The organism is Burkholderia sp. SRS-25 (genome assembly GCF_004343765.1).
GTDB lineage: Bacteria > Pseudomonadota > Gammaproteobacteria > Burkholderiales > Burkholderiaceae > Burkholderia > Burkholderia contaminans.
In genome coordinates this window covers 79,116-104,279 of the sequence record NZ_PTXM01000013.1, presented here as the reverse complement: position 1 = coordinate 104,279, position 25,164 = coordinate 79,116, and the positions used below count along the sequence as shown (strand labels likewise).

Annotated in this window: 25 protein-coding genes and 1 pseudogene; 18 read left to right on the top strand and 8 right to left on the bottom strand. The window is 67.6% G+C overall.

Annotation, left to right across the window (positions count from 1 at the left end):
- Nucleotides 1-37 precede the first annotated feature (37 nt).
- Nucleotides 38-748, bottom strand: a complete 711-nt coding sequence (locus C5O79_RS18685) for a GntR family transcriptional regulator (protein ID WP_039367302.1) — start codon at nucleotides 746-748, stop codon at nucleotides 38-40.
- 46 nt (nucleotides 749-794) lie between these two features.
- On the opposite strand from C5O79_RS18685, the gene C5O79_RS18680 reads away from it, so the two are divergent.
- Both C5O79_RS18680 and C5O79_RS18675 read left to right on the top strand, forming a co-directional pair.
- The gene (locus tag C5O79_RS18680) at nucleotides 795-1,226 is read left to right on the top strand and encodes a type VI secretion system amidase effector protein Tae4 (RefSeq protein ID WP_082138653.1); all 432 of its coding nucleotides are present in this window, start codon (nucleotides 795-797) and stop codon (nucleotides 1,224-1,226) included.
- On the top strand, nucleotides 1,223-1,675 hold the full coding sequence (locus tag C5O79_RS18675; RefSeq protein ID WP_047850030.1) for a type VI secretion system amidase immunity protein Tai4: 453 nt from the start codon (nucleotides 1,223-1,225) through the stop codon (nucleotides 1,673-1,675). Before C5O79_RS18680 ends, C5O79_RS18675 begins: the two co-directional genes overlap by 4 nt.
- Before the next feature lie 54 nt (nucleotides 1,676-1,729).
- Here the strand turns inward: C5O79_RS18675 and C5O79_RS18670 are convergent, their stop codons facing one another.
- Complete coding sequence (locus C5O79_RS18670; protein ID WP_122475747.1) at nucleotides 1,730-2,521, bottom strand: IclR family transcriptional regulator; 792 nt, start codon at nucleotides 2,519-2,521, stop codon at nucleotides 1,730-1,732.
- 161 nt (nucleotides 2,522-2,682) lie between these two features.
- Between C5O79_RS18670 and C5O79_RS18665 the strand changes: the two genes are divergently transcribed.
- The 5 genes and pseudogenes from C5O79_RS18665 to C5O79_RS18645 all read left to right on the top strand — a co-directional run bounded on the left by C5O79_RS18665 (nucleotide 2,683) and on the right by C5O79_RS18645 (nucleotide 6,962).
- Nucleotides 2,683-3,459, top strand: coding sequence for an ABC transporter substrate-binding protein (locus C5O79_RS18665; protein WP_047850028.1), 777 nt, complete (start codon nucleotides 2,683-2,685; stop codon nucleotides 3,457-3,459).
- A gap of 88 nt (nucleotides 3,460-3,547) precedes the next feature.
- Nucleotides 3,548-4,204, top strand: a complete 657-nt coding sequence (locus C5O79_RS18660; protein WP_046547751.1) for an amino acid ABC transporter permease — start codon at nucleotides 3,548-3,550, stop codon at nucleotides 4,202-4,204.
- The gene (locus C5O79_RS18655) at nucleotides 4,201-4,956 is read left to right on the top strand and encodes an amino acid ABC transporter ATP-binding protein (RefSeq protein ID WP_046547752.1); all 756 of its coding nucleotides are present in this window, start codon (nucleotides 4,201-4,203) and stop codon (nucleotides 4,954-4,956) included. The genes C5O79_RS18660 and C5O79_RS18655 overlap by 4 nt, the downstream gene beginning before the upstream one ends.
- On the top strand, nucleotides 4,953-6,263 hold the full coding sequence (locus C5O79_RS18650) for an FAD-binding oxidoreductase (RefSeq protein ID WP_122475749.1): 1,311 nt from the start codon (nucleotides 4,953-4,955) through the stop codon (nucleotides 6,261-6,263). The genes C5O79_RS18655 and C5O79_RS18650 overlap by 4 nt, the downstream gene beginning before the upstream one ends.
- A gap of 79 nt (nucleotides 6,264-6,342) precedes the next feature.
- Nucleotides 6,343-6,962: pseudogene (locus C5O79_RS18645) on the top strand (methyltransferase domain-containing protein).
- A gap of 34 nt (nucleotides 6,963-6,996) precedes the next feature.
- Here the strand turns inward: C5O79_RS18645 and C5O79_RS18640 are convergent.
- Together C5O79_RS18640 and C5O79_RS18635 are read right to left on the bottom strand one after the other, a co-directional pair.
- The gene (locus C5O79_RS18640) at nucleotides 6,997-8,418 is read right to left on the bottom strand and encodes a cytochrome c peroxidase (RefSeq protein ID WP_131931567.1); all 1,422 of its coding nucleotides are present in this window, start codon (nucleotides 8,416-8,418) and stop codon (nucleotides 6,997-6,999) included.
- 95 nt (nucleotides 8,419-8,513) lie between these two features.
- Nucleotides 8,514-10,187, bottom strand: a complete 1,674-nt coding sequence (locus C5O79_RS18635) for an alkaline phosphatase family protein (RefSeq protein WP_122475753.1) — start codon at nucleotides 10,185-10,187, stop codon at nucleotides 8,514-8,516.
- Between the two features lie 350 nt (nucleotides 10,188-10,537).
- Here C5O79_RS18635 and C5O79_RS18625 point away from each other — a divergent pair, with 350 nt between their 5' ends.
- Complete coding sequence (locus C5O79_RS18625) at nucleotides 10,538-11,449, top strand: EamA family transporter (protein ID WP_046547757.1); 912 nt, start codon at nucleotides 10,538-10,540, stop codon at nucleotides 11,447-11,449.
- A gap of 30 nt (nucleotides 11,450-11,479) precedes the next feature.
- Here C5O79_RS18625 and C5O79_RS18620 read toward each other — a convergent pair whose 3' ends face one another.
- Nucleotides 11,480-11,953: an Lrp/AsnC family transcriptional regulator gene (locus C5O79_RS18620; RefSeq protein ID WP_039367332.1), complete on the bottom strand. Its 474-nt coding sequence runs from the start codon at nucleotides 11,951-11,953 to the stop codon at nucleotides 11,480-11,482.
- 319 nt (nucleotides 11,954-12,272) lie between these two features.
- Here C5O79_RS18620 and C5O79_RS18615 point away from each other — a divergent pair, with 319 nt between their 5' ends.
- The 6 genes from C5O79_RS18615 (at nucleotide 12,273) to C5O79_RS18590 (ending at nucleotide 16,660) form a co-directional block, all read left to right on the top strand.
- Nucleotides 12,273-13,658: an amino acid permease gene (locus C5O79_RS18615; RefSeq protein ID WP_046547758.1), complete on the top strand. Its 1,386-nt coding sequence runs from the start codon at nucleotides 12,273-12,275 to the stop codon at nucleotides 13,656-13,658.
- Between the two features lie 46 nt (nucleotides 13,659-13,704).
- On the top strand, nucleotides 13,705-14,907 hold the full coding sequence (locus C5O79_RS18610; protein ID WP_122475755.1) for an amino acid aminotransferase: 1,203 nt from the start codon (nucleotides 13,705-13,707) through the stop codon (nucleotides 14,905-14,907).
- 163 nt (nucleotides 14,908-15,070) lie between these two features.
- Entirely contained in the window at nucleotides 15,071-15,469 is a 399-nt protein-coding gene (locus tag C5O79_RS18605) for a DUF488 family protein (protein WP_047850022.1), read from the top strand.
- Nucleotides 15,470-15,607: 138 nt separating this feature from the next.
- Nucleotides 15,608-15,898 (top strand): DUF1488 domain-containing protein, encoded by a 291-nt coding sequence (locus tag C5O79_RS18600; RefSeq protein WP_046547761.1) that lies wholly within the window; start codon nucleotides 15,608-15,610, stop codon nucleotides 15,896-15,898.
- A 16-nt stretch (nucleotides 15,899-15,914) separates the two neighbouring features.
- Nucleotides 15,915-16,154: a UDP-glucose 4-epimerase gene (locus tag C5O79_RS18595; RefSeq protein WP_122475758.1), complete on the top strand. Its 240-nt coding sequence runs from the start codon at nucleotides 15,915-15,917 to the stop codon at nucleotides 16,152-16,154.
- 155 nt (nucleotides 16,155-16,309) lie between these two features.
- The gene (locus tag C5O79_RS18590; protein ID WP_131931565.1) at nucleotides 16,310-16,660 is read left to right on the top strand and encodes a metal ABC transporter ATPase; all 351 of its coding nucleotides are present in this window, start codon (nucleotides 16,310-16,312) and stop codon (nucleotides 16,658-16,660) included.
- A 39-nt stretch (nucleotides 16,661-16,699) separates the two neighbouring features.
- Here C5O79_RS18590 and C5O79_RS18585 read toward each other — a convergent pair whose 3' ends face one another.
- The 3 genes from C5O79_RS18585 to lhpI all read right to left on the bottom strand — a co-directional run bounded on the left by C5O79_RS18585 (nucleotide 16,700) and on the right by lhpI (nucleotide 19,004).
- The gene (locus tag C5O79_RS18585) at nucleotides 16,700-17,479 is read right to left on the bottom strand and encodes a helix-turn-helix domain-containing protein (protein ID WP_046547763.1); all 780 of its coding nucleotides are present in this window, start codon (nucleotides 17,477-17,479) and stop codon (nucleotides 16,700-16,702) included.
- Between the two features lie 16 nt (nucleotides 17,480-17,495).
- Complete coding sequence (locus C5O79_RS18580) at nucleotides 17,496-17,900, bottom strand: response regulator transcription factor (protein ID WP_122475760.1); 405 nt, start codon at nucleotides 17,898-17,900, stop codon at nucleotides 17,496-17,498.
- Nucleotides 17,901-18,068: 168 nt separating this feature from the next.
- On the bottom strand, nucleotides 18,069-19,004 hold the full coding sequence (lhpI, locus tag C5O79_RS18575) for a bifunctional Delta(1)-pyrroline-2-carboxylate/Delta(1)-piperideine-2-carboxylate reductase (RefSeq protein ID WP_122475762.1): 936 nt from the start codon (nucleotides 19,002-19,004) through the stop codon (nucleotides 18,069-18,071).
- A gap of 263 nt (nucleotides 19,005-19,267) precedes the next feature.
- Between lhpI and C5O79_RS18570 the strand changes: the two genes are divergently transcribed.
- The 4 genes from C5O79_RS18570 to C5O79_RS18555 all read left to right on the top strand — a co-directional run bounded on the left by C5O79_RS18570 (nucleotide 19,268) and on the right by C5O79_RS18555 (nucleotide 25,089).
- Nucleotides 19,268-20,005 carry a GntR family transcriptional regulator gene (locus C5O79_RS18570; protein WP_046547766.1) on the top strand — a complete coding sequence of 246 codons (738 nt, stop codon included), beginning with the start codon at nucleotides 19,268-19,270 and terminating at the stop codon, nucleotides 20,003-20,005.
- Between the two features lie 120 nt (nucleotides 20,006-20,125).
- Complete coding sequence (locus tag C5O79_RS18565) at nucleotides 20,126-21,247, top strand: branched-chain amino acid ABC transporter substrate-binding protein (protein ID WP_046547767.1); 1,122 nt, start codon at nucleotides 20,126-20,128, stop codon at nucleotides 21,245-21,247.
- A 65-nt stretch (nucleotides 21,248-21,312) separates the two neighbouring features.
- A complete protein-coding gene (gene lhpH, locus C5O79_RS18560; protein WP_046547768.1) occupies nucleotides 21,313-22,320 on the top strand; it encodes a trans-3-hydroxy-L-proline dehydratase in 1,008 nt (335 codons plus the stop codon).
- Between the two features lie 174 nt (nucleotides 22,321-22,494).
- The gene (locus C5O79_RS18555) at nucleotides 22,495-25,089 is read left to right on the top strand and encodes a transglycosylase domain-containing protein (protein WP_046547769.1); all 2,595 of its coding nucleotides are present in this window, start codon (nucleotides 22,495-22,497) and stop codon (nucleotides 25,087-25,089) included.
- Nucleotides 25,090-25,164: the final 75 nt, after the last annotated feature.

Below are 25,164 nucleotides of genomic sequence, written 5' to 3'. Positions count from 1 at the left end.
GCGGACGCTCGCGACGGGCGCCCGCGGCAGGCGGCCGCTACGGCTTCGCGTTCACGGTCCGCGGGGCCTGTTCCGCCCGCAGCGTCTCGGCGAGATCGTGTGCCGCGCCGCCGATGTCGAGCGCGATGCCTGCCCGCACGCCTGCGCCGTCGCGCCGTTCGAGCGCATCGACGATGGCGCGGTGCGCATCCATCGAGCGCCGCATGTGCGGGATATCGAGCGCGACCATGTTGAGGAAGGGACCGACGCGCATCCACAGGTTCTCGACGATCGCGAGCGTGCTTTCGCTTGCGCCGTGCGCGTAGATCGCGCTGTGGAACGCGAAATTGCTTTGCAGGTAAGCGCGCGAGCGGCCTGCCTCGACGTGCGCCTGCATCGTCTCGCAGATCTTGCGCACGGCCGCGATCTGCGCGTCGCTCATGCGTCCGCACGCGCGTTCGGCGATGCAGCCCTCGAGGGCGATGCGCACGTCGCGCAATTCGTCGAGCATGTCGAGCGTCATCGGCGGCACGACGAGCGCGCGATTCGGGCCATCGACCAGCGCGCGCTCCGCGTGCAGTCGGGTGAGTGCGGCGCGCACGGGCATCGTCGACGAGCCGACCGCCTCGGCAACGCTGCGCAGGCTCAACGCCTGGCCGGGCGCGAAACGGCCGCTCATCAACGCTTCGCGCAGTTGCTGGTAGACCTTGTCGGCCATCGTTTCCTGTTCAACGGCTTTCAGTGCGGGCGGGACGATGCGAGGCGCCAAGACGGGTTCTCCGGGGTTTGATCTGTGATGTGTGATCACACTTGCGATGTGCGAAGTGTTGACGATCGAAGGCATCGAGTCAAGTCGAACGGGATCGGGGAAAACGCGGGGGAGTAGAAAGGAATCGGTGTCCGGGAAGTTGGGTTATATCCTAGGCGAAGCAGGGATGGTGATGCCGCGAATCCCCGGGCAAACGGTATCGGGCGGAGACGATCGGCAATACTTTTTTCGTGTCAGGGATTTGATTCGTTTGCTCGAACAACGGTGGGGGAAAGCCGAGCGCGTCGAATATCCACCATCAAATGGCGGGTCGCTCGCAGGGCGACAGGGTGTCATCCTGTTCGAGGTGTCGGGATGGAGCGACGCACAGGGCCACGCCACACTATTCAACGGGCGCACGTGTTACGACCATTGCTACTTCAACGAGCCGGGTGCGCGGTATCGTACCGATCGCGCAAATTTCTGGAGTCTGTCATGAGGGAAGCCTGGGTCGCTGCCGCGTTGGCCTGCTTCGTGTTTCAACCGGCGATAGCCGTGGCGAAGGACGTCGCACAAGCGTCGCCGGAGGCCGGTTCACGGACTTACATCCAGAATTTCAAGGACATGGTGCTCGCCAACTGCCTGGCTACCGCTTACAAGCGCGAGCCTGGCGTGAGCAAGGACATCGGCAGCAGCACCAGCGCGTTGCGCGACTGGACCTACTACGACATGGAGCGTGCGCCGGACGTCATTCAGGCGCTGGTCTCGAAGTATCTGGCCCGCGATTATCGGAATCCGGTGGTTGAATCGGAAGTCAGGGACGTGAAGTTCGACTTCCTGAAATGCATCGATCTGTATCACGGCAAGGAACTGGACGCCGCAGCGAAGAAGCTTGTATTGCGCCCGAACAGCACCTATCGAACCGAGCATTCGCCAAAGCCGCAGTAGCGATCGAACGCCGTTGCGCCATGCAACGGCGCGCGGTGTGCCATTTCGCCGACGCTACTCGAGCGTCCGGATCGAATTGCTGATCCCGCGCGCGCAGTCGATCACGGCCGGCGCGAGCTTGCGGCGCGCGTCGTCGAGCGTCCAGCGGCTCGTCGGCGCCACCACGTGCACGGCGGCCACTGGCTGCCCCTGGCTGCCGAGCACGGGCGCTGCAATCGACATGTCGCCGATGAACAGTTCCTCCTGGTTCGTGGCGTAGCCTTCGAGCCGCGCGCTGTCGAGCAGCGCGACGAGTTCGTCGAGCGCCGTGACCGTGCGCGGCGTATGCGGCGTGCGCGCCATGCCGTCGAGCCGCACACGCGCTTCTTCCGGCGGCAACGCGCTCAGGAACGCGCGGCCGGAGCCGGTGCAGTACATCGGGATGCGGCTGCCGATCGGCATGTGGATCGGCACGAACTTCGTCGACACGAAACGCGCGACGTACACCATTTCATCCTCGTCCGGCTCGGTGAGGTTGGTGGTTTCGCCGGTCAGGTTCGTGAGTTCGGACAGGAACGGATTCGCGACGTCGATCAGCGTATCGGCCGCGAGATAGTTGAAGCCGATCCGCATCACGTGCGGCGTGAGCTGGTAGCGCCGCGTAACCGGATGCTTGCGGATGTAGCCGAGCTTCTCGAGCGTATAGACCATCCGCTGCGCCGAGCTTTTCGTCATGCCGGCCGCATCGGCCACTTCCGCCAGCGTCATCGTGCGCCGCTTCGCGCTGAACGCGCTCAATACGTTCAGCCCTTTCTCCAGCGACTGGTTGAACAGCAGGTCGTTTGACTGGTCGGGCGACGTTTCCATGGGCAAGGGGCTGAATCGATTCGATATCGCATCATATCGTATCGCATATCGATACGCATAAATCTTTTGGCGATATTTTTGATTCGTTTTAAGATCGGGTCATCGTCGCAGTGTCGATCCGCGACCGGCCGGCGCACCGAAGTACCCGAGAAGGAGACACCATGGTTTCGTTCATCAAGCGGTTCGGCGCACTGGCCGCCGGTTTCGCCACCTGCATCGCTTTCTCCACCGCATCGGCCGGCGCCGTCGCGGCCGAGCCCACGCTGAAGGTCGGCGCGACGGCCACCGGGGTGCCGTTCACGTTTCTCGACGTCAAGAGCAATTCGATCCAGGGGATGATGGTCGATGCGATCACCGCGGCCGGGAAGTCGGCCGGGTTTCGCGTCGACGTGCAGCAGACCGTGTTCTCGGCGCTGATCCCGTCGCTCACCACGCAGAAGATCGACATCATCTCGGCCGCGATGCTGAAAACGCCGGCGCGCCAGCAGGTCGTCGACTTCTCCGACACGGTCTATACGTTCGGCGAAGGCCTGATCGTGAAGGCGGACGACCCGGGCCGCTATACGTCGATGGACGATTTCAAGGGGCAGGTGGTCGGCGCGCAGGTCGGTACGGCGTTCGTCGACGCGCTCAACAAGAAGGGCATCTTCAAGGAAGTCCGGACCTACGATTCGATCGCCGACATCATGCGCGACGTCGCGCTCGGCCGCATCAAGGCCGGCTTCGCCGACCAGCCGATCGTCGCGTACCAGATCGAACACGGCGTCAGCCGCCAGGTGCGGCTCGTGCCCGAATACCAGAGCGTCGTGAAGGGGCAGGTCTGCTTCATCGTGCGCAAGGGCGACACGGCGACGCTCGAGCAGCTCAACGGCGCGATCCGGAAAATGAAGGGCGACGGCACGCTGCAGCAGATCCTGCAGAAGTGGCACATGAGCTGAGCGCGCGCCCGGAATTCCCGAGCGGTATCGCCCGCGCATCGCGGGCACCCACTGCGACGTGCCGCCGGGCCGTCGCATAGGAGACCTCATGTTTTTTCAGAACGCGATCGATTTCCTGCCGATCCTGCTGAAGGGGGCGGTGGTCACGATCGAGATCACGGCATGCGCGTTCGTGCTCAGCTCGGTGCTCGGGCTGATCCTCGCGTTGCTGAAGGTGTCGCCCAACCGTGCCGTGTCGACGGTCGGGAGCACGGTCGTCAACGTGATTCGCGGCCTGCCGATCATCGTGCAGCTGTTCTACATGTACTTCGTGTTGCCCGATCTCGGCATCCAGCTGTCGGCGTTCCAGGCCGGCGTGCTCGGTCTCGGCATCGCGTATTCGGCATACCAGGCGGAAAACTTCCGCGCCGGCATCGAGGCGATCGACCGCGGGCAGATCGAAGCCGCGCACGCGATCGGCATGCGCGGGCCGATGATCATGCGGCGCGTGGTGCTGCCGCAGGCGTTCCGCATCGCGCTGCCGCCGTACGGCAACACACTGGTGATGCTGCTGAAGGATTCATCGGTCGCGTCGACGATCACGGTCGCGGAGATCACGCGCGCCGGCCAGTTGATCGCGTCGTCGACGTTCCAGAACATGAGCGTCTATACGCTCGTCGCGTTGCTGTATCTCGCGCTCGGCCTGCCGCTGATGTTCGGCGTGAACCGGCTCGGCAAGCGACTCTCGCTGAGGAGAAGCGCATGATCCGGATCGATGCGATACACAAGCGCTTTCAGCAACACGCCGTGCTGAAGGGCGTCAGCCTCGACGTGCAGCAGGGTGAGGTCGTGTGCCTGATCGGGCCGTCCGGCTCGGGCAAATCGACCGTGCTGCGCTGTATCAACGGCTTCGAGACTTATGACGAAGGGGCGATCACGATCGACGGCGTGAAGGTCGACGCGCATTCGAAACGGATCCACGAGCTGCGGATGCGGGTCGGCATGGTGTTCCAGCGCTTCAACCTGTTCTCGCATCGCACGGCGCTCGAGAACGTGATGGAAGGGCCGGTCCACGTGCGCCGCACGCCGGCCGCGCGAGCGCGCGAGCAGGCCCGTGCGCTGCTCGACAAGGTCGGCCTCGCGCACCGGATGAATGCGTATCCGTCCGAGCTGTCGGGCGGGCAGCAGCAGCGCGTCGCGATCGCACGCGCGCTGGCGATGGAGCCGCAGGCGATCCTGTTCGACGAACCGACGTCGGCGCTCGATCCCGAACTCGTCGGCGAAGTGCTCGGCGTGATGCGCGGACTCGCGCGCGACGGCATGACCATGGTCGTCGTCACGCACGAAATGGCATTCGCTCGCGAGGTGGCCGACCGCGTGTGTTTCCTGCACGACGGCACCATCTGCGAAAGCGGATCCGCACGCGACGTGCTCACGCAGCCGAAACATCCCCGCACGCAGGAATTCCTGCGTCGACTGCTGGCGTCGGACGACGCCGCCACCCCGGATCGAACATGAGTGCAAGCAACGCGGCACCCGGATGGCCCGACTCCCGGTGGCCGGACTCGCTGTGGGCGGCGACCGCCGCGCCGGCGCCCGATACTCCGGCGCTCGACGCGTCCGCGTCGTGCGACGTGGCGATCGTCGGCGCCGGCTTCACGGGCCTGTCGACCGCGCTTCACCTGGCCGAGCGCGGCGTGAACGTGCGCGTGATCGACGGCGCGCAGCCGGGCTGGGGCGCGTCCGGCCGCAACGGCGGCCAGGTGATCCCCGGCCTGAAATACGACCCCGACGAACTGGTCCGCCGGTTCGGCGACGAAGCCGGCGAGCAGCTTGCCGCCGTGGTCGGCGGTGCCGCCGACACGGTATTCGACCTGATCGCGCGGTACGCGATCGACTGCGATGCGCGACGCCACGGCTGGATCCAGCCGGCGCCGACTGCCGCGATGCTCGACACGGTCGCCCGGCGTGCGCAGCAGTGGGCCTCGCGCGGGGCACCGGTCGAACTGCTCGGTCGCGACGACGTCGCGCGCCGGCTCGGCACGCATGCGTATGCGGGCGGCTGGATCGATCGCCGCGCCGGCAGCGTGCAGCCGCTCAGCTATACGCGCGGCCTCGCGCGCGCGGCGCAGGCGAGCGGGGCGGTCGTGCACGGCCTGACGCGCGCCGTCGGGCTGACGCGTGCCGACGGCCGCTGGCAGGTCGCGACGGCCGGCGGCGCGACGGTATCGGCGGACCGCGTCGTGATCGCGACCAACGGGTACACGGACGGGCTGTGGCCCGGCTTGCGCCAGTCGGTGATCGCCGCGAACAGCTTCATCGTCGCGACGCAACCGCTCGCGCCGGAACTCGGTCGCGACATCCTCGCCGGCGGCGAGGTCGCATCGGATGCACGGCGCCTGCTGCTGTACTTCCGGCGCGATGCCGCGGGACGCCTGCTGATGGGCGGCCGCGGCCCGTTTGCGGAGCCGCGTGCGACGAGCGACTGGCGCCATCTCGAGCGCGCGACGACGCTGCTGTACCCGCAACTGAAGGGTGTCCGCTTCGAGTATCGCTGGGCGGGGCGCGTCGCGATCACCGCGGATTTCATGCCGCACGTGCACGAACCCGCGCCGGGCGTGACGATCGCGCTCGGCTACAACGGGCGCGGCATCGCGATGGCGACGACGCTCGGCAAGCATCTGGCCGCGCACCTGTCGGGCGATGCGCAACTGCCGCTGCCGTTGCGGCGCACGCCGATCCGGCCCATTCCGTTTCACGGGCTGCAGCGTTTCTATATCGCGGCGGGCGTGGCCTGGTATCGGCTGCTCGACAGCCTGTCGTGACGCATGCGGGACGCCGAGTCGCCATCCGGCATCCGATCGGGCAGAATCGGCACCTTCAGTTTCCGCCGACGGAGCCTGCATGACCGATCCGAACGAACCACCCGGCCGCCAGGCGTACGCAAGCTTCGCGCAACGCTACGCCGACATCGCGCCGACGAAGGCGCACAACGCGCTCTACGAGCGTCCGGCAACGATGGCGCTGCTTGGCGACGTAGATGGCCTGACGGTGCTCGATGCCGGCTGCGGGCCGGGCATCTGCAGCGCGCACCTCGCACGCCAGGGCGGCTGCCCGACGCAGCATTCGACAAGGTCGTCTGCTCGCTCGCGTTCGACTACGTGCGCGATCTTCTGCCGACGCTGCGCGAATTCCGGCGGGTCGCCCGGCCGGGCGCCACGCTCGTGTTTTCGATGGCGCATCCGATGCGCGACTGGATGGACGAACGCACGCGCGGCGAGGGCACCTATTTCGATACGTCCCGCTTCGGCTTTCACTGGTCGGGTTTCGGCGAACCGAAACCCTATGTCGAAGCGTGGCGGCGGCCGCTCGCCGACATCCTGAACGCCGTGGCCGACAGCGGCTGGCGGCTCGACCGGTTCGTCGAGCCGAAGCCGCTGCCCGAGATGAAGGCCGCCTCGGAGCGGCTTCATGCGGAGCTGTCGCTGGCCCCGGCTTTCCTCTGCATCCGCGCGCGCTGCTGACGCGACGCGCCCCGACGCGGCGGCCAACCGGCACTCAGTGCCGCACCGGCTCGTCGCTCAGCGTGCCGAGGAACGCTTCGATATCCTTGATGTCCTGCGCCGTCATCGCGGGCTTGTCGCCCGGCTTGCGATCGAACGGCGCATCGGTCACGTCGACGTTCGCGCGATACTTCGGCGGGATGTCGTCGTACTCGTCGACCTTGCCGTCCGCGCCGCGCGAATAGAACTTCTGCGGCGCGATGCTGCGCTCGTTGTAGAACGCCATCACCTGGTCGAGCGTGTGGAACACGCCGTTGTGGAAGAACACGTGGCGCGTCGCCGAGTTGCGCAGCGTCGGCGTCAGGAACATCCCGCAATACTGCGTCTGGTCCTTCAGGTCGTCGCGGAACGGCCCGCACACGCCGAGATCGTAGAACGCCGGGTTGCGGTTCTGCGCGAGCGCCCGGTTGCGCGGCGCGCCGAGCGCCTCGTACTGGTAATCGGTAAACATCGGCGGCAGCCCGTCCTTGCCGGGTTTCGACAGGTGGCAGCCCGCGCAATTCGCCTTGTCCGGGTCGTTGAACAGGCGCAGCCCGCGCAGTTCGGCCTGGGTGAGGCGCGCGCGGCCTTCGAGCCAGCGGTCGTACTTGCTGTCGTACGGATGGAACGACGGATCCTCCACCTGGTAGCGCGCGATCGCGAACATCGCCTCCGACACCGCGAGCTGCGGCGTGGAGAACACGCGCGCGCCGAACAGCTGCTCGAATTGCGCGCGATGCGACGACTGCGCGAGCTTGCGCGCGACGTCGTCGACGCTCGCGTTCGCCATCTCGACCGGATTCAGCAGCGGGCCGAACGCCTGTTGCTGCAGCGTATCGGCGCGGCCGTCCCAGAACATCCCGCCCTGCGGCACGAGCTGCGGCGCGGCCGACGTGCCGGCTACCTTCTGCGCCTTGACGACGCCGGCCGCCGACGCGGCCTGCTGCGCGACGCTCGGCGCGGCGTCGTTTTCACCGGCATCGGGGCCGATGCTGAAGTTCGGCTGGCGGTACAGGTACATCAGCGACGGCGGCGGGCGATAGCCCTGCTGCGTCATCGCGAGGCCGCCCGGCTGCACGTCGAGCGCGTTCGGCGGGCCATACGCATGATCGGGGCTGTGGCACGACGCGCACGACTGCTTGCCCGACGCGGACAGCGAAGGATCGGCGAACAGCGCGCGGCCGAGCTGCGCGACCGCCGACAGCGGTTGCGCAGCGGGCCGCTGCAGCACGACCGGATGCGGATTCGCGCCCGTCCAGTCGGCGACCACGGTGCCGATCGCCGCCGGCACGCGTGCGGGAAACGCGATCGCGAATGCGCCATAGCCGATCACGGCCGCGCCGAGCACGAACGCCGCGCGGCGCAGCAGGCGGGAAGGGGCGCGCGGCGCGGGCGCGCCGGCGGCATCGGGAGACGGAAACGCGGGGCGAGCTGTCATGCTGTCGGTCGAAAAACGGGCGTCGCACGAAGCGACGCGTTGAAATGGAAACGGCCGGCGCGTGATGCGCCGGCCATGCGGTCAGGCAGTACCGGTCAGATCGCCGGGGCCGCGCTCAAAGCGGTGCCGAGCGTCGGGTCGAGATACAGCGGCGTCGTGTTCGGCTTCGACGTGAAGTCGAACAACGCGCGCAGGTCGCCTGCCGTCGCATCGAACGAGCCGCCGCCGATGCGCTGGCCGCCGAGCCAGTTGTCTTCGATGAAGCGCACGACGGACGCCTGGTCGAGCATCGTGTGGTCGACGTAGTTCTGCTTCGCGTACGGCGAGATCACGACGAGCGGAATGCGCACGCCCGGGCCGCAGCGGCCGTTCACGGTCGCGCCGTTCACGCCGGTGGTGCCGCCCGTGCCGCACTTGCCGCTGCCGTTGAGCTGGTCGACCGCGTCCGACGAGGCGTGCGTCGGCGGCGTGTACACGTGGTCGTACCAGCCGTCCGAATCGTCATAGGTGACGATCACGGCCGTGTTCTGCCAGTCCGGCTGCTGCTGCAGGAAGTTGACGACCTTCGTCACGAACGCCTGCTCGTCGAGCGGATCCGAATAGCCCGCATGCCCGTCCTGCGCCGCCGGCGCCTTCAGGTAGCTGACCGACGGGAAGTTGCCGGCCTTCACGGCCGCGAAGAAGTCGTCCGAGTCGTACTGGTGGTTCGCGGGTTCGGCGGTCTTGCCGTCGGCCTGGAAGCTCGAACCGATCGCCGCGACCGAGCTCGGGCGCGTGTGCTGCGGGTTCGCGGTCGATGCGTAGTACTGGAACCAGTTGTGGTGCGGGATGTAGTCGGCCGTCGCGGCGTTCACGGCGGTGGCGACCGTGCTGCGCGCGCAGCCCGTCGTACCGTTGCCGTTCGTCGTCGACAGGTTGAAGCCGCCCATGAAGCCGCCCCACGTGATCTTCGCGCTGTTCAGCAGGTCGCCGATGTTCTTGCCGGTCATCATCGCCTGGTCGGTCGTGCTCGAGCACACGTCGTAGCCCGGATCGACGTCGTTGATCATCGTGAGGCCGCCCTGGCCGTCATTGATGTAGTACGAGGTCGCGGCGAGCGTCGACGGCTGCTTCGACGTCTTGACGATCTGCATTCCGTTGGTCTGGCCCGACACGACGTTCAGCGCGCCCGGCGTCGACGGGCCGTAGACCGTCGTGAACGTGTTGTCGCTCATCGCGAAGCGCTGCGCATAGTTCCACAGTGCCGTCACGGTGTTGCCGTCGAAGTAGCCCATCACCTGGCCCTTCGTGCCGAACGCGCCGGCGCCGCCGGACGAGCCCTTGCCGGTGTATTTCGGGAACAGGTCGGCGAGGCCGTTGTCCTCGGCCTGCTGCTCGGCCGTGTACGCGTGGTTCTGGTCGGCGGTCGCGGCCTGCGTGCGGTCGAGGCGGAACGGATTCGCCGCGTCGGTGCCGTTGGCCGTGTTCGTGAAGTTCGGGTTCGCGGTGAGCAGCGTGCCCGTCAGCCCGTTGATCGTCGGCGTGCCGGACTTGGCGGTGAACGCCGGTTCGCCCGACGGGTTCGTCGCGTTCGGGTAGGTGCCGAAGTAGTGGTCGAACGAGATGTTTTCACCGTAGATCACGACGACGTGCTTGATCGGCGTGGCGGTCTGCAGCGCATCCTGCGACGACACGGCAGGCGTCGACGTGGGATCGTCGCTGCCGCCGCAGGCGAACAGCGCCAGCGCCGCGGCTGCGCAGGCGGTGACGAGCAAGGCTTGACGGAACATCGGGAAACTCCAGGTAAGGTCTTCGATGGTGGAGAGCGGCCCCGTTCGCCGTGTCGGTTCGGCGCGGAGCTCGTGAGAGAGCACGCGCATTGGAACAGCCCCGCATGAAGATATGGGGACGGAGTGGTTTCATCGCGATTGCGCTGCGGTATCGATTTCATTACGGCGGAATGCGATGCGAAAGTGAATGGAAAGGGGGAGGCCGCATGCCACCTTCGCGTCACATATCGAGGCGCGCGGGCCGGTCGCCGCGGATGCCGCGCGGGGCGGCGGACACGGCGCGATCGACCGGTTGGCGCACGGTGCGGCGCAGCGCCGGTATTTTGACAATCGGATGACGTATTCCTACGATGAACGCCCTGCGGCGACGATTTCGCGTGGCCGACCGTCAGCGAGAATTCATCGTGCCGATCCCCGTCCTGTTTGCCGTTCTGTGTGCGGCGTTCCTGCACGCGTCATGGAATGCGCTCGTCCGCAGCAGCGGCGACCGGCTCCGGTCGGCCACGGTGCTGCAGATCGCGATCGGGCTGTTCGCGCTGCTGTTCCTGCCGGCCGCGGCGCCGATCTCGGCGGCGAGCTGGGCGTGCGTCGTCGCGTCGGCCGTGCTGCACGTCGTCTATACGCTGCTGCTGGTGCGCGCGTACGAGCACGGCGACCTGAGCGTCGCGTATCCGGTCGCGCGCGGCACCGCGCCGCTGCTCGTCACGCTCGGCGCGGCGGCGTTCGCGGGCGAGCACCTGAATGTCGGCGCGCAATGCGGGCTCGTGCTGATCTGCGCGGGCATCCTGGCGATCGGCCTGGAGCGCGGGCGCGGCGCGAAGCACCGGATGATGCAGGTGCTGCCGACCGCGTTCGCGACCGGCGTGTCGATCGCGGCCTACAGCGTGGTCGACGGGATCGGCGTGCGGGAAAGCGGCAACACGGTCGGCTACACCGCGTGGATGTTCGTGCTGACGGGCGCGATGATGGCCGCGTACTACCGGCTGCGGGCGGGGCCGTTGCGGCTGACGCAGGAGGTCGGCGAGACGGCGAAGGCCGCGTGCGGCGGCGTGTTCGCGGCGCTCGCGTACGGCATCGTGATCTGGGCGATGAATCGCGCGCCGATGGGGCCGGTGTCGGCGCTGCGGGAAACGAGCGTGGTGTTCGCGGCGCTGATCGCGCGCGTGTATCTCGGCGAGCGGCTGACACCGCGCCGCGCGGCCGGTTGCACGGTGATCGCGGCGGGGGCGTTGCTGATCAGTGCGTTCGAAGTGGCGAGATAACGGGGCCGGCCCGGCGCGCGGCCCGCTACATCAGGCCTCGACCGGCATCGCACTGGTGCACTTGATCTCGTCGAGGCACACGCTCGAGTGCACGCCGCTCACGCCGGGAATGCGCATCAGCGTCTCGAGCAGGAATCGCGACAAGCCTTTCAGGTCGTGTGCGACGACCTTCAATACATAGTCGATGTCGCCTGTCACCGAGAAGCATTCCTGGATCTGCGCGAGATCGGACACCAGTTTCTGGAACTTCGACAGGTCGCGGATATGCCCGCGCTCCATCGTCACGTGCACGAAAGCGGTCACGCCGAAACCGAGCGTATCGGGGCAAAGCCGGGTTTCGTAGCGGCGGATCGCGCCGATCTCCTCCAGCCGCCGGTGGCGGCGCAGCGTCTGCGCGGGCGACAGGCCGACGGCCTTCGCCAGGTCGAGGTTCGACGCGCGGCCGTTCTCCTGCAGGATCGCGAGCAAGTGGCGATCGAGGCGATCCAGAACCGGTTCATGCATTTTTGTTTCCTCATCCGTCTCCTGGATGCAATCTTATCTCATAATGTAGGGTTTGCATGAACGGGTTACGAAACCCGATTTCGCCGTCGCGACGCTAAACTGACGCCGGATTTTCGTGTGCGAACGCAGCAATGCGGGCGCGGCGACAGTCGGCGGCCGGTCTGGCGGGCACGCCGACGCGAATCGGGCGCCGCCACGCGAAGATTGCAGTCCCCAACCCGGCGGCTCCACGAACGGCCCCGGCACACCAAAACAGCGCCCGGCACACCGAGGCGCGCCGCACCCCGCTGCAGGCGGGGGCGGACAGAGTGGAGAAGACATGGTTTCTGGAAACGAGAGCGACGGCCTGAAGCGCGGGCTGAAGAACCGGCACATCCAGCTGATTGCGCTCGGCGGCGCGCTCGGCACGGGGCTGTTCCTCGGCATCGCGCAGACGATCAAGATGGCGGGCCCGTCCGTGCTGCTCGGCTACGCGGTGGCCGGCATCGTCGCGTTCTTCATCATGCGCCAGCTCGGCGAGATGGTCGTCGACGAGCCCGTCGCCGGCTCGTTCAGCTACTTTGCCAACAAGTACGTCGGCCACTTCACCGGCTTCCTGTCGGGCTGGAACTACTGGGTGCTGTACATCCTCGTCAGCATGGCCGAGCTGTCGGCCGTCGGGATCTACGTGCAGTACTGGTGGCCGGGCGTGCCGACCTGGGTGTCGGCGCTGGTCTTCTTCGGCGCGATCAACCTGCTCAACCTGGCGAGCGTGAAGTCGTACGGCGAGACGGAATTCTGGTTCTCGATCATCAAGGTCGCCGCGATCGTCGGGATGATCGGCTTCGGCGGCTGGCTGCTCGCGAGCGGCCATGCGGGGCCCGAGGCGAGTGTCCGGAACCTGTGGCAGCACGGCGGCTTCTTCCCGAACGGCGTGTCGGGGCTCGTGATGTCGATGGCCGCGATCATGTTCTCGTTCGGCGGGCTGGAGCTGATCGGCATCACCGCGGCCGAGGCCGACGATCCGAAGCGCAGCATTCCGCGCGCGACCAACCAGGTGATCTACCGCATCCTGATTTTCTACATCGGCGCGCTCGCTGTGCTGCTGTCGCTGTATCCGTGGGAAAAGGTCGTCACCGGCGGCAGCCCGTTCGTGCTGATCTTCCACGCGCTGAGCAGCAACGTGGTGGCCAACGTGCTGAACGTGGTGGTGCTGACGGCCGCGCTGTCGGTCTACAACAGCGGCGTGTACAGCAACAGCCGGATGCTGTTCGGCCTCGCGCAGCAGGGCAACGCGCCGAAGGTGCTGTGCTCGGTGAACAAGCGCGGCATTCCGCTCGCCGCACTCGGCGCGTCGGCGCTCGCGACCGGCCTGTGCGTGCTGGTCAACTACTTCATGCCGGGCAAGGCGTTCGAGGTGCTGATGGGCCTCGTCGTGTCGGCGCTGATCATCAACTGGGCGATGATCACCCTGATCCACCTGAAGTTCCGCCAGGCGAAGCGCGCAGCCGGGGAGGAGACTTCCTTCCGCAGTCTGGGCTATCCTTTCACGAATTACCTGTGCCTGGCATTCATGGCCGGCATTCTCGTCGTGATGTACCTGACGCCGGATCTCCGCCTGTCGGTGTACCTGATCCCGGTATGGCTCGCGGTGCTCGCGGTCGGGTATCGCTTCCGTCAGAAGAATGCAGGCTACGCGATGCACGACGGCGCATCCGCACGCTGACGCAGGCCACCACCGATCATTCTTCCAAACGAGACCGACTCAAGCCATGTTCGAACACATCGACGCGTACCCGGGCGACCCGATCCTGACGCTCAACGAGAACTTCCAGAAAGATCCGCGCGACCAGAAGGTCAACCTGAGCATCGGCATCTACTTCGACGCCGAAGGCCGGATTCCGGTGATGGGCGCCGTGCGCGAAGCCGAAACCATGCTGCAGCGCGACAGCGGCGCGAAGCCGTACCTGCCGATGGTCGGCCTGGCCGCGTATCGTGACGCCGTACAGGCGCTCGTGTTCGGCGCCGATCACCCGGCCCGCGCGGCCGGCCGCATCGCGACGCTGCAGACGCTCGGCGGCTCCGGCGCACTGAAGGTGGGCGCCGATTTCCTGAAGCGCTATTTCCCGGATTCGCAGGTGTGGCTCAGCGATCCAAGCTGGGAAAACCATCGCTTCATCTTCGAGCGCGCCGGCTTCACGGTGAACTCGTACCCGTACTACGACGAGGCGACGGGCGGCCTGAAGTTCGACGCGATGCTCGCGGCGATCGACGCGCTGCCGGCGCGCAGCATCGTGCTGCTGCACGCGTGCTGCCACAACCCGACCGGTGTCGACCTCGACGAAGGCCAGTGGGAGAAGCTGATCGACGTGATCGAGGCGCGCGGCCTGCTGCCGTTCGTCGACATGGCGTACCAGGGCTTCGGCGCGGGCCTCGACGCGGACGCGTTCGCGGTGCGCGAGCTGGCCCGCCGCGGCGTGCCGGCGCTGGTCGCGAACTCGTTCTCGAAGAACTTCTCGCTGTACGGCGAGCGCGTGGGCGGCCTGAGCGTCGTCTGCGAGGATGCCGCCGCGGCCGATCGCGTGCTCGGCCAGCTGGCGGGCGCCGTGCGCTCGAACTACAGCAATCCGCAAACCTACGGCGCGAAGGTCGTGGCAACCGTGCTCGGCACGCCTGCGCTGCGCAAGCAGTGGGAAGAGGAACTGGCGGCGATGTGCCGCCGCATCGCGCGGATGCGCCAGTCGATCCATGACGGCCTGCGTGACCACGTCAGCGGCGAGGCACTGACGCGCTACGTGAAGCAGCGCGGGATGTTCACGTACACGGGCCTGACCGAATCGCAGGTCGATGCGCTGCGCGAAGTGCATGGCGTATACGTCCTGCGTTCGGGCCGGATGTGCGTCGCGGGCCTGAACGACTCGAACGTCGGCATCGTCGCGGATGCCATCGGCAAGGTGCTGAAGAGCGGCGTCTGAGCGCGGCGTGCCCCGGCGCGCAACGCGGCTGGCCGAACCGGCTGTCTCCGCAAGGGGGCAGCCGGTTTTTCGTTGTGCGGCCGCAATGTGCGCCACCCGGGCTGACGCGGAGGCGGGCGCAGGGGTACGATCACGGCATCCAACGCGACTCGGAAGGAAGCATATGGGCATCCGGATCATCCAGCTCGGCACGCCGCGCGCGGCCGGCGAGGGCCTGCGGATCGGCACGGTGCGTCGGCCGCCGCGCGGCGTGCCGAAGGCGGAATTCGCGTCGCGCAACTACTATGATGTATGGCTGCCGACGTTGTCGCCGAGCCCGGAACTCGTCGCCCAGGCGCAGGCCGCCGAAACCGATGCCGAATGGAACGCGTTCCGGCGTCATTTCCGCGCGGAGATGGCGCAGGGCGATGCGCCGAAGGTGCTCGACCTGCTGGCGGCGCTGTCGGCGACCACCGCGTTTTCGATCGGCTGCTATTGCGACGACGAGCGCCATTGCCACCGCAGCGTGCTGCGCGAGCTGCTCGCGCAGCGCGGCGCGGCGATCGAGCCCGACGCGGGCTGAAAGCCGTTCGTGGCGGTGCCGCGCAGCCGCGCCGGCACGCTGCCGCGCCGTTATCGTGCGGCGCAGCGAACCGGTTGACGTGGGTCAAGCGTGCGGGCGCGCGCGCCACTATGCTCTTGTCATGGAGCGATCACGACGATGACAGGCGGACAGATGCAGATTGCCTTCCCGCCGGAACCACCCGAATACTGCGCACGCGATCTGGTCGTGGCGTTTTCGGCACTGGTCGACGGACGTTGCGTACAGTGCGCGGTCACGGCCGAGGCGCTGGAAGATCATTTCGGCGCGCCGTCGCTGCTCGAACGCGACTTGCTGGCTGCGTTCGACGCGCACCGGTCGGCGATCGAGGCGATGGCACGACGCATGCTTGAGGAAATCGGCGGCCGGCCGGTGCTGCTGCACAGCGGCCACTTCCGGCTCGTAGACTGATACCGCAGGAGGGAGCATGACACTGCAGGGCAACATCCACGAACGCGACTGGTCCGTCGAAGTCGAGACGCGCCCGTGCGAGTCGGGCGAATTCCGCTGCCGCGTGTCGGTCGAGCATGGCACCGGCGCCGCGCGTTTTCATCACACGTTCGAGCACAGCCATGCGTATCTGACTGAACGCGAGGCGATGATCGAAGGGCTGCGGGCCGGCATGACGTGGATCGAGATGAAGACGTCGCAAACCTTCAACGTATGAACGGACCCGCGCCGGTGGGGGCGCGGGCAGACTATCGGCCGGGCAGCGATCGCAGAAATCGCGCCGTGCCACGGGCAACACGTGCCGCCGCCTTTCGGTGCGGGCGGCACATGCAAGGCGGTCGACGAGCGGGCGGCCCCGTCAGGAGACACGACATGGGCGTGGGCATGCAGATCGCCTGCCTTGGATTCGCGGGGACCGCCGCGGTTGAAGCCGAAGCCGGCGCGCAGCTGGTGCGGCTCGAACGGTTTCGCGCGCTGATCACCGGTTGCCATCTTACGATCGAGTCGCTTGCCGCCGCCGATGGCGCACGTCGTTACGACGCGCGGCTCGAGCTCATCATGCACGACATGGCGCGCTGGCCGCTGCCGCCGTGCGTTGGCGACGACATGGACGACGTGCTGCGCCGTGTGTTCACGCAGGCCGGACAGGCGCTGATCGCGTGCCAGACGGCCGGTGCAAGGGTGGGGCTGCGCAACGCGGCGGCCGGTGGCGCGGTGCGATGATGCATCGCGCGTTGCGCCGCCAGACGTAGCCCGGATCCGTCAGACCCGTGCGAGCGCTTGCGAGTCGATGATGCGCACGCGCTTGCCGCGCGTTTCGACCAGCGCTTCGCGATGGAATCGCGAGAACATCCGGCTCACGGTTTCGAGCTTCATCCCGAGATAGCAGCCGATTTCCTCGCGCGTCATCCGCAGGTTGAATTCCGTCGCCGAATAGCCGCGCGCCTCGAAGCGCGACGACAGGTTCAGCAGGAAATGCGCGACGCGTTGTTCGGCCGACATCGTGCCGAGCAGCAGCATCTGGCTCGATTCGCGAACGATCTCGCTGCTCAGCATCTGGTAGAGGAAGTGCTGCATCGGCTTGATCTCGCGGCACGCCGCTTCGAGCGCACCGAACGGGATGATGCACACGACGCTGTCCTCGAGCGCAATCGCGTCGCAGCAATGCTGGCCGCTGCCGATGCCGTCCATTCCGAGCGTTTCACCGGCAATCTGGAAGCCCGTTACATGCTCGCGGCCGTCGCGATGCATCATCACCGTCTTGAACGAACCCGCGCGCACTGCATAGATGCTCTGGAACGGGTCGTCGGTGCGGAACAGCGCGTCGCCCTGGCGCACCTGCCGGGTCGTGCAGATGATCGAGTCGAGGCGGCCGTATTCGGCCGCGGTCAGGTGCGGCGGCAGGCACATCGAGCGCATCGCGCATACCGAGCAGCGTGCGGCGGGATGTTTGGCGGCGTCGGCACGCGTGACCGCGCGAAGCGGAATCGTCGGCCGAGGTGTGATGGATACGTCGGCGGCGCAGGGGGTGGCTGTTGACATGAGTCACTCCGGCTCGTCAGGGGCGATGCACGCGAGCGTGCACCAGGGATTCGATGACTTGGCATGCGGCGTCGAATTCGACGGTCTTGTCAAAGAAGTAGTCGGCTCCGGCCGATGCGCATGCCTCTCTGAATGCCGGCGCCGAATGATTCGTCAGCACGATCGTGACGACGCGCGGCGCGGCCTTCGACAGCGTCCCGATCAGGTCGAGGCCGCTGCCGTCCGCCAGCCGCAGGTCGACGATCACCACGTCCGCCTGGCTGCTGCGGATGTGCGCCAACGCTTCCTGGCCGTCTTCCGCCTCGCCGACGACGGCGACACCGCGGATCGCGCCGACGAGCAGCGCGATCCGCTGCCGGACGGCGGCGGCATGATCGACGAGAAACACCCGGAGCGCGGCGGGTAACTGGCTGGCATTCATGCCGGCAGTATCGTGTTGCGCCGCCGAAAATGAAATCGGCCGAATTGGAAGTTGATGTAGGCCGCTGCGACGCGTTGTAGGGCGATTCCTACAACGCGTACGGGAAATCGCCGGAGCGGCCTCGAGGTGGCGATGCCGCGAGCGCGGCTGACGGGGGACGTTGCGGGATCAGCCGGCCTGACGCGCGGCCAGCGCATCGCGCGCCGTGCGGCACGCGGCGAGATCCCACGCCGCGCAGCCGACGCTCTTGAACAGCAGCGGCCCGTTGCGGTCGAATGCGCCGCCCAGCACGTCGGCGAGCGACGCGACGTGCTGCCAGTCGACCTGCGCGACGATCAGGTCGCCGGCTTCGTGGCGCGCGCCGGCCGGATCGTCGACGACCAGCCGGCTGGCGCGCACCGTGTTCGCATCGATCTCGGCCGCGTCCGCGGTAAACGCGCCGACGCCGACCACGAGCCGGCCTTCGCGCGCGGCTTCGCGATAGACGGGCGTGCGGCTCGTCGTCAGCGTGACGACGACGTCGATCGCATCGGGAATCGCGTCGCCGTCGAGCGGGACGAGACGCGGCGCCTGCGCGCGGTGCGCGGCACAGAATGCCGCTGCGCTGTCGGCGCTCGTGCCGCGCACGTGGAGGCGCGCTTCGGGAAAGATCGCGGCGAGCGCTTCCGCATGATTGGCCGCCTGTTTCCCGGTGCCGATCAGCAGGATGTCGCGCGGCGCGGCGCCATGCAGCGCCTGGATGCCGAGCGCGGTGATGGCCGCCGTGCGGCGCCCGGTGACCGTCGGGCCGTCGAGCGCGAAGCGCATCTCGCCGGTGGTCGCGTCGTATGCGGTGACCTGGCCGAGGATCGTCGGCAGCCCGCGCGCGCCGTTGCCCGGGCATACGTTCACGAGCTTGTGGGTCGCGAGGTCGCGCGCGCTCGACGGCATCGACAGCATCACGCCGCCCGCCTGCAGCGGCACGACCAGGCGTTCGGGGCTGACGATCTCGCCTGCCGCATAGTCGGCGACGGCCTGCCTGAGCGTGGCGAGCAGCGCCGGGTAGGCGAGCAGCGCGGCCGTGTCGGCCGCATCGAAAACGGGAATCGGGGAGAGAGCGGTCATCGTGTACGTCGCATGCGTCGGTGAGCGTGGACGACGGGCGCATGCCGCGCCCGCCACAGGGCTGCCGGATACCGTGACACAGGGCAGTGTGGATCGAATCTATACCACTTGATGGCTCGCTCGCAACCCAGAAAATAAAGCACCTCGCCGGTTTTGGTTCTAATATCTGTCCAGAAGGGCCGCCATGGCCTCGATGCCGGCGCGCTCCGGTATAGTGCGAACCCATTCCAGATTCACGCCCGCGACCGGGCAGGAGCCATACGATGATGTCCGCGCGTCCCGACACACTCGAAGGCGGTTTCAGGCCGCTGCAGATCTACGAGCAGGTGGCCGAGAAGATCCGCGACGAGATCCGCGCGGGGCGCTACGCCGCCGAGTCGCGGCTGCCGTCCGAGCGCGAGCTCGCGGTGCTGTTCCAGGTCGGCCGGCCGGCCGTGCGCGAGGCGCTCGGCGCACTGCAGAACGAAGGGCTCGTGTTCACGAAGCGCAATTCGGGCACCTACGTCGTCGCGTCGCCGCTCGACGTGCTCGCGGAGCGCGGCGACACGCACCGGGCGTCCGAGCCCGATTTCAGCCCGACGTCGACGCTCGACGTGCGGCTGATCCTGGAGCCCGCGATCGCGCGCCTCGCGGCCGCACACGGCCGCGCCGACCCCGGCGCCGAACGCTACCTGGCTCAGATGGAGACCATTACCGACGTCGACGATCCGCATCAGCGCGCGCTGTGGAACGAGAGCGACCGGCTGTTTCACCGCCAACTCGCGTTGATGACCGGCGACGCGCTGATCGTGAAGATCGCGGACGAAGTCGCGAAGACGATGGACCAGCCGCTGTGGAAGCGGCTGAAGGACGACGGTATCTACGATGCGGGCCGGATCCGGCTCTACGTGTCCGAACACCGGCTGATCTACGAGGCGATCGTGTCGGGCGACGCCGACGCGGCGGCGTTCTATGTCGAGCAGCACATCCGCCGCGTGCGGCGCGACATCACGCCGAAGTGACCGTGCCGGGCTCGTTCTGGTCTGAATATGACCAAAATCGAAGCGTTTATTTTGAAATTGCTTGCATGGTGACCACGCGTATCCTACATTGGTTTCACACAAAACCAATCAGGAGACATCATGCGACACCTCGTTACCGCGCTCTCGGTGGCCATCGCCGCCGGCGCGCTGACTTCCGCGCACGCGCAGGAAGTCGTGATGATCGGCCATTCGGCGCCGCTGACCGGCCCGCAGGCCGCGAACGGCAAGGACAATGAAAACGGCGCGCGCCTGGCCGTCGACGAACTCAACAAGGCCGGCATCAAGGTCGCCGGCAAGACCGTCACGTTCAAACTGGTCTCCGACGACGACCAGGCCGACCCGAAGGCCGGCGTGCAGGTTGCGCAGAACCTCGTCGACAAAGGCGTGGTCGCGGTGCTCGGGCCGTACAACTCGGGCGTCGCGATTCCCGCATCGCGCGTGTACTCGACTGCCGGCGTGCCGATGCTGCCGGTCGCGTCGAACCCGGCGCTGACCAAGCAGGGCTTCAAGAACATCTTCCGGATCGGCGCGAGCGACGAACAGCTCGGCGGCACGATGGCCACCTTCGCCGCGAAGACGCTGAACGCGAAAACCGCCGCCGTGATCGACGATCGCACCGCGTACGGGCAGGGCGTGGCCGAGCAGTTCATGAACGTCGCGAAGGCGAACGGGATCAAGATCGTCGACCAGGAATACACGAACTCGTCGGCCACCGATTTCCTCGGCATTCTCACCAAGATCAAGGCCAGCAACCCCGACGTGATCTTCCTCGGCGGCTATGCGGCCCAGGGCGCGCCGATGGCCAAGCAGATGAAGCAGCGCGGCCTGCGCGCGAAGCTGCTCGGCGGCGACGGCATCTGCTCGGCCGACATGGGCAAGGTCGCGGGCGACGCGGCGTCGATCGTCTATTGCGCGCAGGGCGGCGTCGCGCTCGAGAAAACGGCGGCCGGCCGCGAATTCCTGAAGAAGTACCACGACACGTATCACACCGATACGCAGGTCTATGGCGTGAACTACTACGACGGGATGAAGCTGCTCGCCGACGCGATGGTCAAGGCCGGCACGACCACCGACAAGGCGAAGCTGATCGCGCAGCTCGCGAAGTCGAACTACACGGGCGTCGCGGGCACCTATTCGTTCGACGCGAACGGCGACCTGAAGGGCGCGCCGACCACCGTCTACGTGATCCGCAACGGCCTGCCGGAACCGTACGCGAAGTAACGGCCTGCCTGCCATCGGACGGCGGCGCGGCCGCCGTTCTTCGTTTCAACGCTTTAGATTCCCCCATGAAAATTTCCCGATCCCTTTCCACCGTCGAAGTCCATACCGGCGGCGAAGCGTTCCGCATCGTCACGAGCGGGCTGCCGCGCGCGCCCGGCGACACGATCGTCCAGCGCCGCGCGTGGCTCAAGGACAACGCCGACGAGATCCGCCGTGCGCTGATGTTCGAACCGCGCGGCCACGCCGACATGTACGGCGGCTACCTGACCGAGCCCGTGTCGTCGAACGCGGATTTCGGCGTGATCTTCGTGCACAACGAAGGCTACAGCGACCATTGCGGGCACGGCGTGATCGCGCTGTCGACCGCGGCCGTCGAGCTCGGCTGGGTGCAGCGCACGGTGCCGGAAACGCGGGTCGGCATCGATGCGCCGTGCGGCTTCATCGAAGCATTCGTCAAGTGGGACGGCGAGCATGCGGGGCCGGTGCGCTTCGTCAACGTGCCGTCGTTCATCTGGCAGCGCGACGTGTCGGTCGAGACGCCGTCGTTCGGCACCGTGACCGGCGACATCGCGTACGGCGGCGCGTTTTACTTCTACGTCGACGGTGCGCCGTTCGACCTGCCGGTGCGCGAATCGGCGGTGGAAAAGCTGATTCGTTTCGGCGCGGAAGTGAAGGCCGCCGCGAACGCGAAGTACCCGGTCGTGCATCCGGAGATCCCGGAGATCAACCACATCTACGGCACGATCATCGCGAACGCGCCGCGCCATCCGGGCTCGACGCAGGCGAACTGCTGCGTGTTCGCGGATCGCGAGGTCGACCGCTCGCCGACCGGCTCCGGCACCGGCGGCCGCGTCGCGCAGCTCTACCAGCGCGGGCTGCTCGCGGCGGGCGACACGCTCGTCAATGAATCGATCGTCGGCACGGTCTTCAAGGGGCGCGTGCTGCGCGAAACGACGGTCGGCGACTTCCCGGCCGTGATTCCGGAAGTGGAAGGCAGCGCGCATATCTGCGGGTTCGCGAACTGGATCGTCGACGAGCGCGATCCGCTGACCTACGGTTTCCTCGTGCGCTGAGTTGCCGCGCCGATCGGCCGCGCCCGGCGCGGCCGCCCGTTTGTCGTACCAGGCTTGGCGCGTCGCTCCCGTCACGGGGCGCGCGCCTTTTTTGCGTGTGAACGGCCGCTCAGCCGCCCGGTGTGTGCCGCTGCCACGCCATCGCCGTTCGGCGGCCCGCGCGAGTTTGGTACGATGCACCCTTTTCAGCCGAGCTCCACCCGCGTGAATCGCCGAAACGTGTCGTCAGTGCGTGCCTTCTGTGCCAGATGGGTCGCGCGCGCCCAACCCGTCGCGGCTGCCGCCGTCGCGCGGGTCAAGCCCTTCGCCGCCACCGCGTGGCAGCATGTCCGCCACCCGACGCGCCGCGGCGTCCTGCTCGCCGGCGCCGCCGTACCGGCGCTGTTCGTCGTGTACGTGGTCGTGCTCATTCCGTTCACGCCGGGCATCGGCGACATCCGCAAGGCGCGCGTCGACCAGCCCGCGCAGGTGCTGTCCGCCGACGGCAAGCTGCTGGCCGAATTCAAGCCGTCGAACCGCGAATGGGTGCCGCTCAAGCAGATCTCGCCGCACATGGTCGACGCGCTGATCGCGACCGAGGATCACCGCTTCTACGAGCACCACGGCCTCGACTGGAAGCGCACGGCATCGGCCGCGCTCCATACGTTCTCGGGCAGCCGCCAGGGCGGCTCGACGATCACGCAGCAGCTCGCGCGCAACCTGTATCCGGACGAGATCGGCCGTGCGCCGACGCTCACGCGCAAGGTGAAGGAGGCGATCACCGCGCTGAAGATCGAGGCGGTCTACAGCAAGGACCAGATCCTCGAGACCTACCTGAACACGGTGCCGTTCCTGTACAACGCGTACGGCGTCGAGATGGCCGCGCGTACCTATTTCGACAAGTCGGCCGACGAGCTCGACGTGCTCGACAGCGCGACGCTGGTCGGGATGCTGAAGGGCAACAGCTACTACAACCCGGTGCTGAACCCCGAGCGTGCGCTGCAGCGGCGCAATACGGTGCTCGGCCAGATGGTGAAGTACGGCAAGCTGTCGCCCGCGCAGTTCGCGCAGCTGCAGCGCCGCCCGCTGCGGATCGACTTCGAGCGCCAGAAGGAGCCGCCGGGGCCGGCGCCGCACTTCGCGCAGCAGTTGCGCAAATGGCTGATCGCGTGGGCCGACCGCAACGACTACAACATCTACTCGGACGGGCTGATCGTGCGCACGACGATCGACTCGCGGCTGCAGCAGATGGCGACGCAGGCGCTCACGCTGCAGGGCAACCAGTTGCAGGGCATCGCGAACAACGCGTGGAGCGGCCGCGACGGCTGCGGCACCGACAATGAGGTGTTCCGCACCTTCATGCGCGAGTCGCCCGAGTACAAGGCCGCGCAGGACGCCGGCAAGGACGACGCGGCCGCGATGAAGCTGCTCGCGGCCGACCGTGGGTTCATGCGCGCACTGTGCAAGACGAAGACCGACGTGCAGGCCGGCTTCCTCGCGATCGATCCGCGCGACGGGCAGATCCGTGCGTGGGTCGGCAGCCGCGACTTCACCAACGAGCCGTTCGACCACGTCGCGCAGGCGCGGCGCCAGCCGGGCTCGACGTTCAAGCCGTTCGTCTATGGCGTCGCGTTCGCGAACGGGATGAAGCCGGACGACACCTTCATCGACCAGCCGGTCGAGATTCCGCTGAAGGGCGGCGAGATCTGGCGGCCGAACGACGACGTGCCGCCCACCGGCAAACCGATGACGCTGCGCGACGCGGTCGCGCTGTCGCGCAACCGGATCACCGCGCAGGTGATGGAGAAGGTCGGGCCGGCTGCCGTGGCCAGGCTTGCACGCGACATGGGCGTGCGCGAAAGCCCGCTCGAACGCGTGCCGTCGCTGGCGCTCGGCACGAGCCCGGTCACGCTGAAGGAGATGGTCGCGTCGTACGCGACGATCGCGAACGGCGGGCTGTACGTCGAGCCGCAGATGGTCACGCGCATCGAGAACCGCCAGGGCGACGTGCTCGCCGAATACGCGCCGGCGCCGCCCGAGCGCGCGCTCGACGCCGAAACCGACAAGACGCTGCTCAGCGTGATGCGCGACGTCGTGACGCGCGGCACGGGCGGCAGCATCCGCACGCGCTTCGGGATCCGGGGTGACGTGGCCGGGAAGACGGGCACGACGCAGGACAACGCGGACGGCTGGTTCATCCTGATGCAGCCCGGCCTCGTCGCCGGTGCGTGGGTCGGGTTCGACGACGGCCGCGTGACGCTGCGCAGCGACTACTGGGGGCAGGGCGCGCACAGTGCGCTGCCGATGGTCGGCGATTTCTTCCAGCGTGCGCAGCGCGCCCGGATCGTCGACACGAAGGCGAAATTCGATACCGAGCCGTCGCCGGGCTGGTTCGCGTCGCTGCGCGAGCGCGTGACGGATCTGGTCGACACGTGGTTCCCGCCCGAGGCGAAGAAGGCGCCCGCACCGGCCAGGACGCAGCGGGTGGAGCATGCGCCCGACGCTGATACGGGCGCGGCGTCGGCCGCGTCAGCCGCATCGGCGCCCGAAGCGGCATCGGGCGGCATCGTCGAGGAATGGGTGCCGGCGTCCGAAGTAGCCGCGTCGGCCGCCGCGCTGTCGGCGGGCGCATCGCAGCCGCAGCCGCAACCCGCGCAGCCGCCTGCGGGGGCGAGCGCGGCGGGCGGAAGCAGCACCGGCCTCGGCGCCGCACCGGCTGCCGCCCCTTCGGCTGCACCGTCTCCGGCGCCGGTGCAGGCCACACCCGACGCGCCCGGCGCTTCGCAGTAGCGGAGCCGTTCAGAATTCGCGCGATGCTGCCGTAATCATGTTGTCATGACAGCTCGCGCGGTCGCTCCGCGCCGC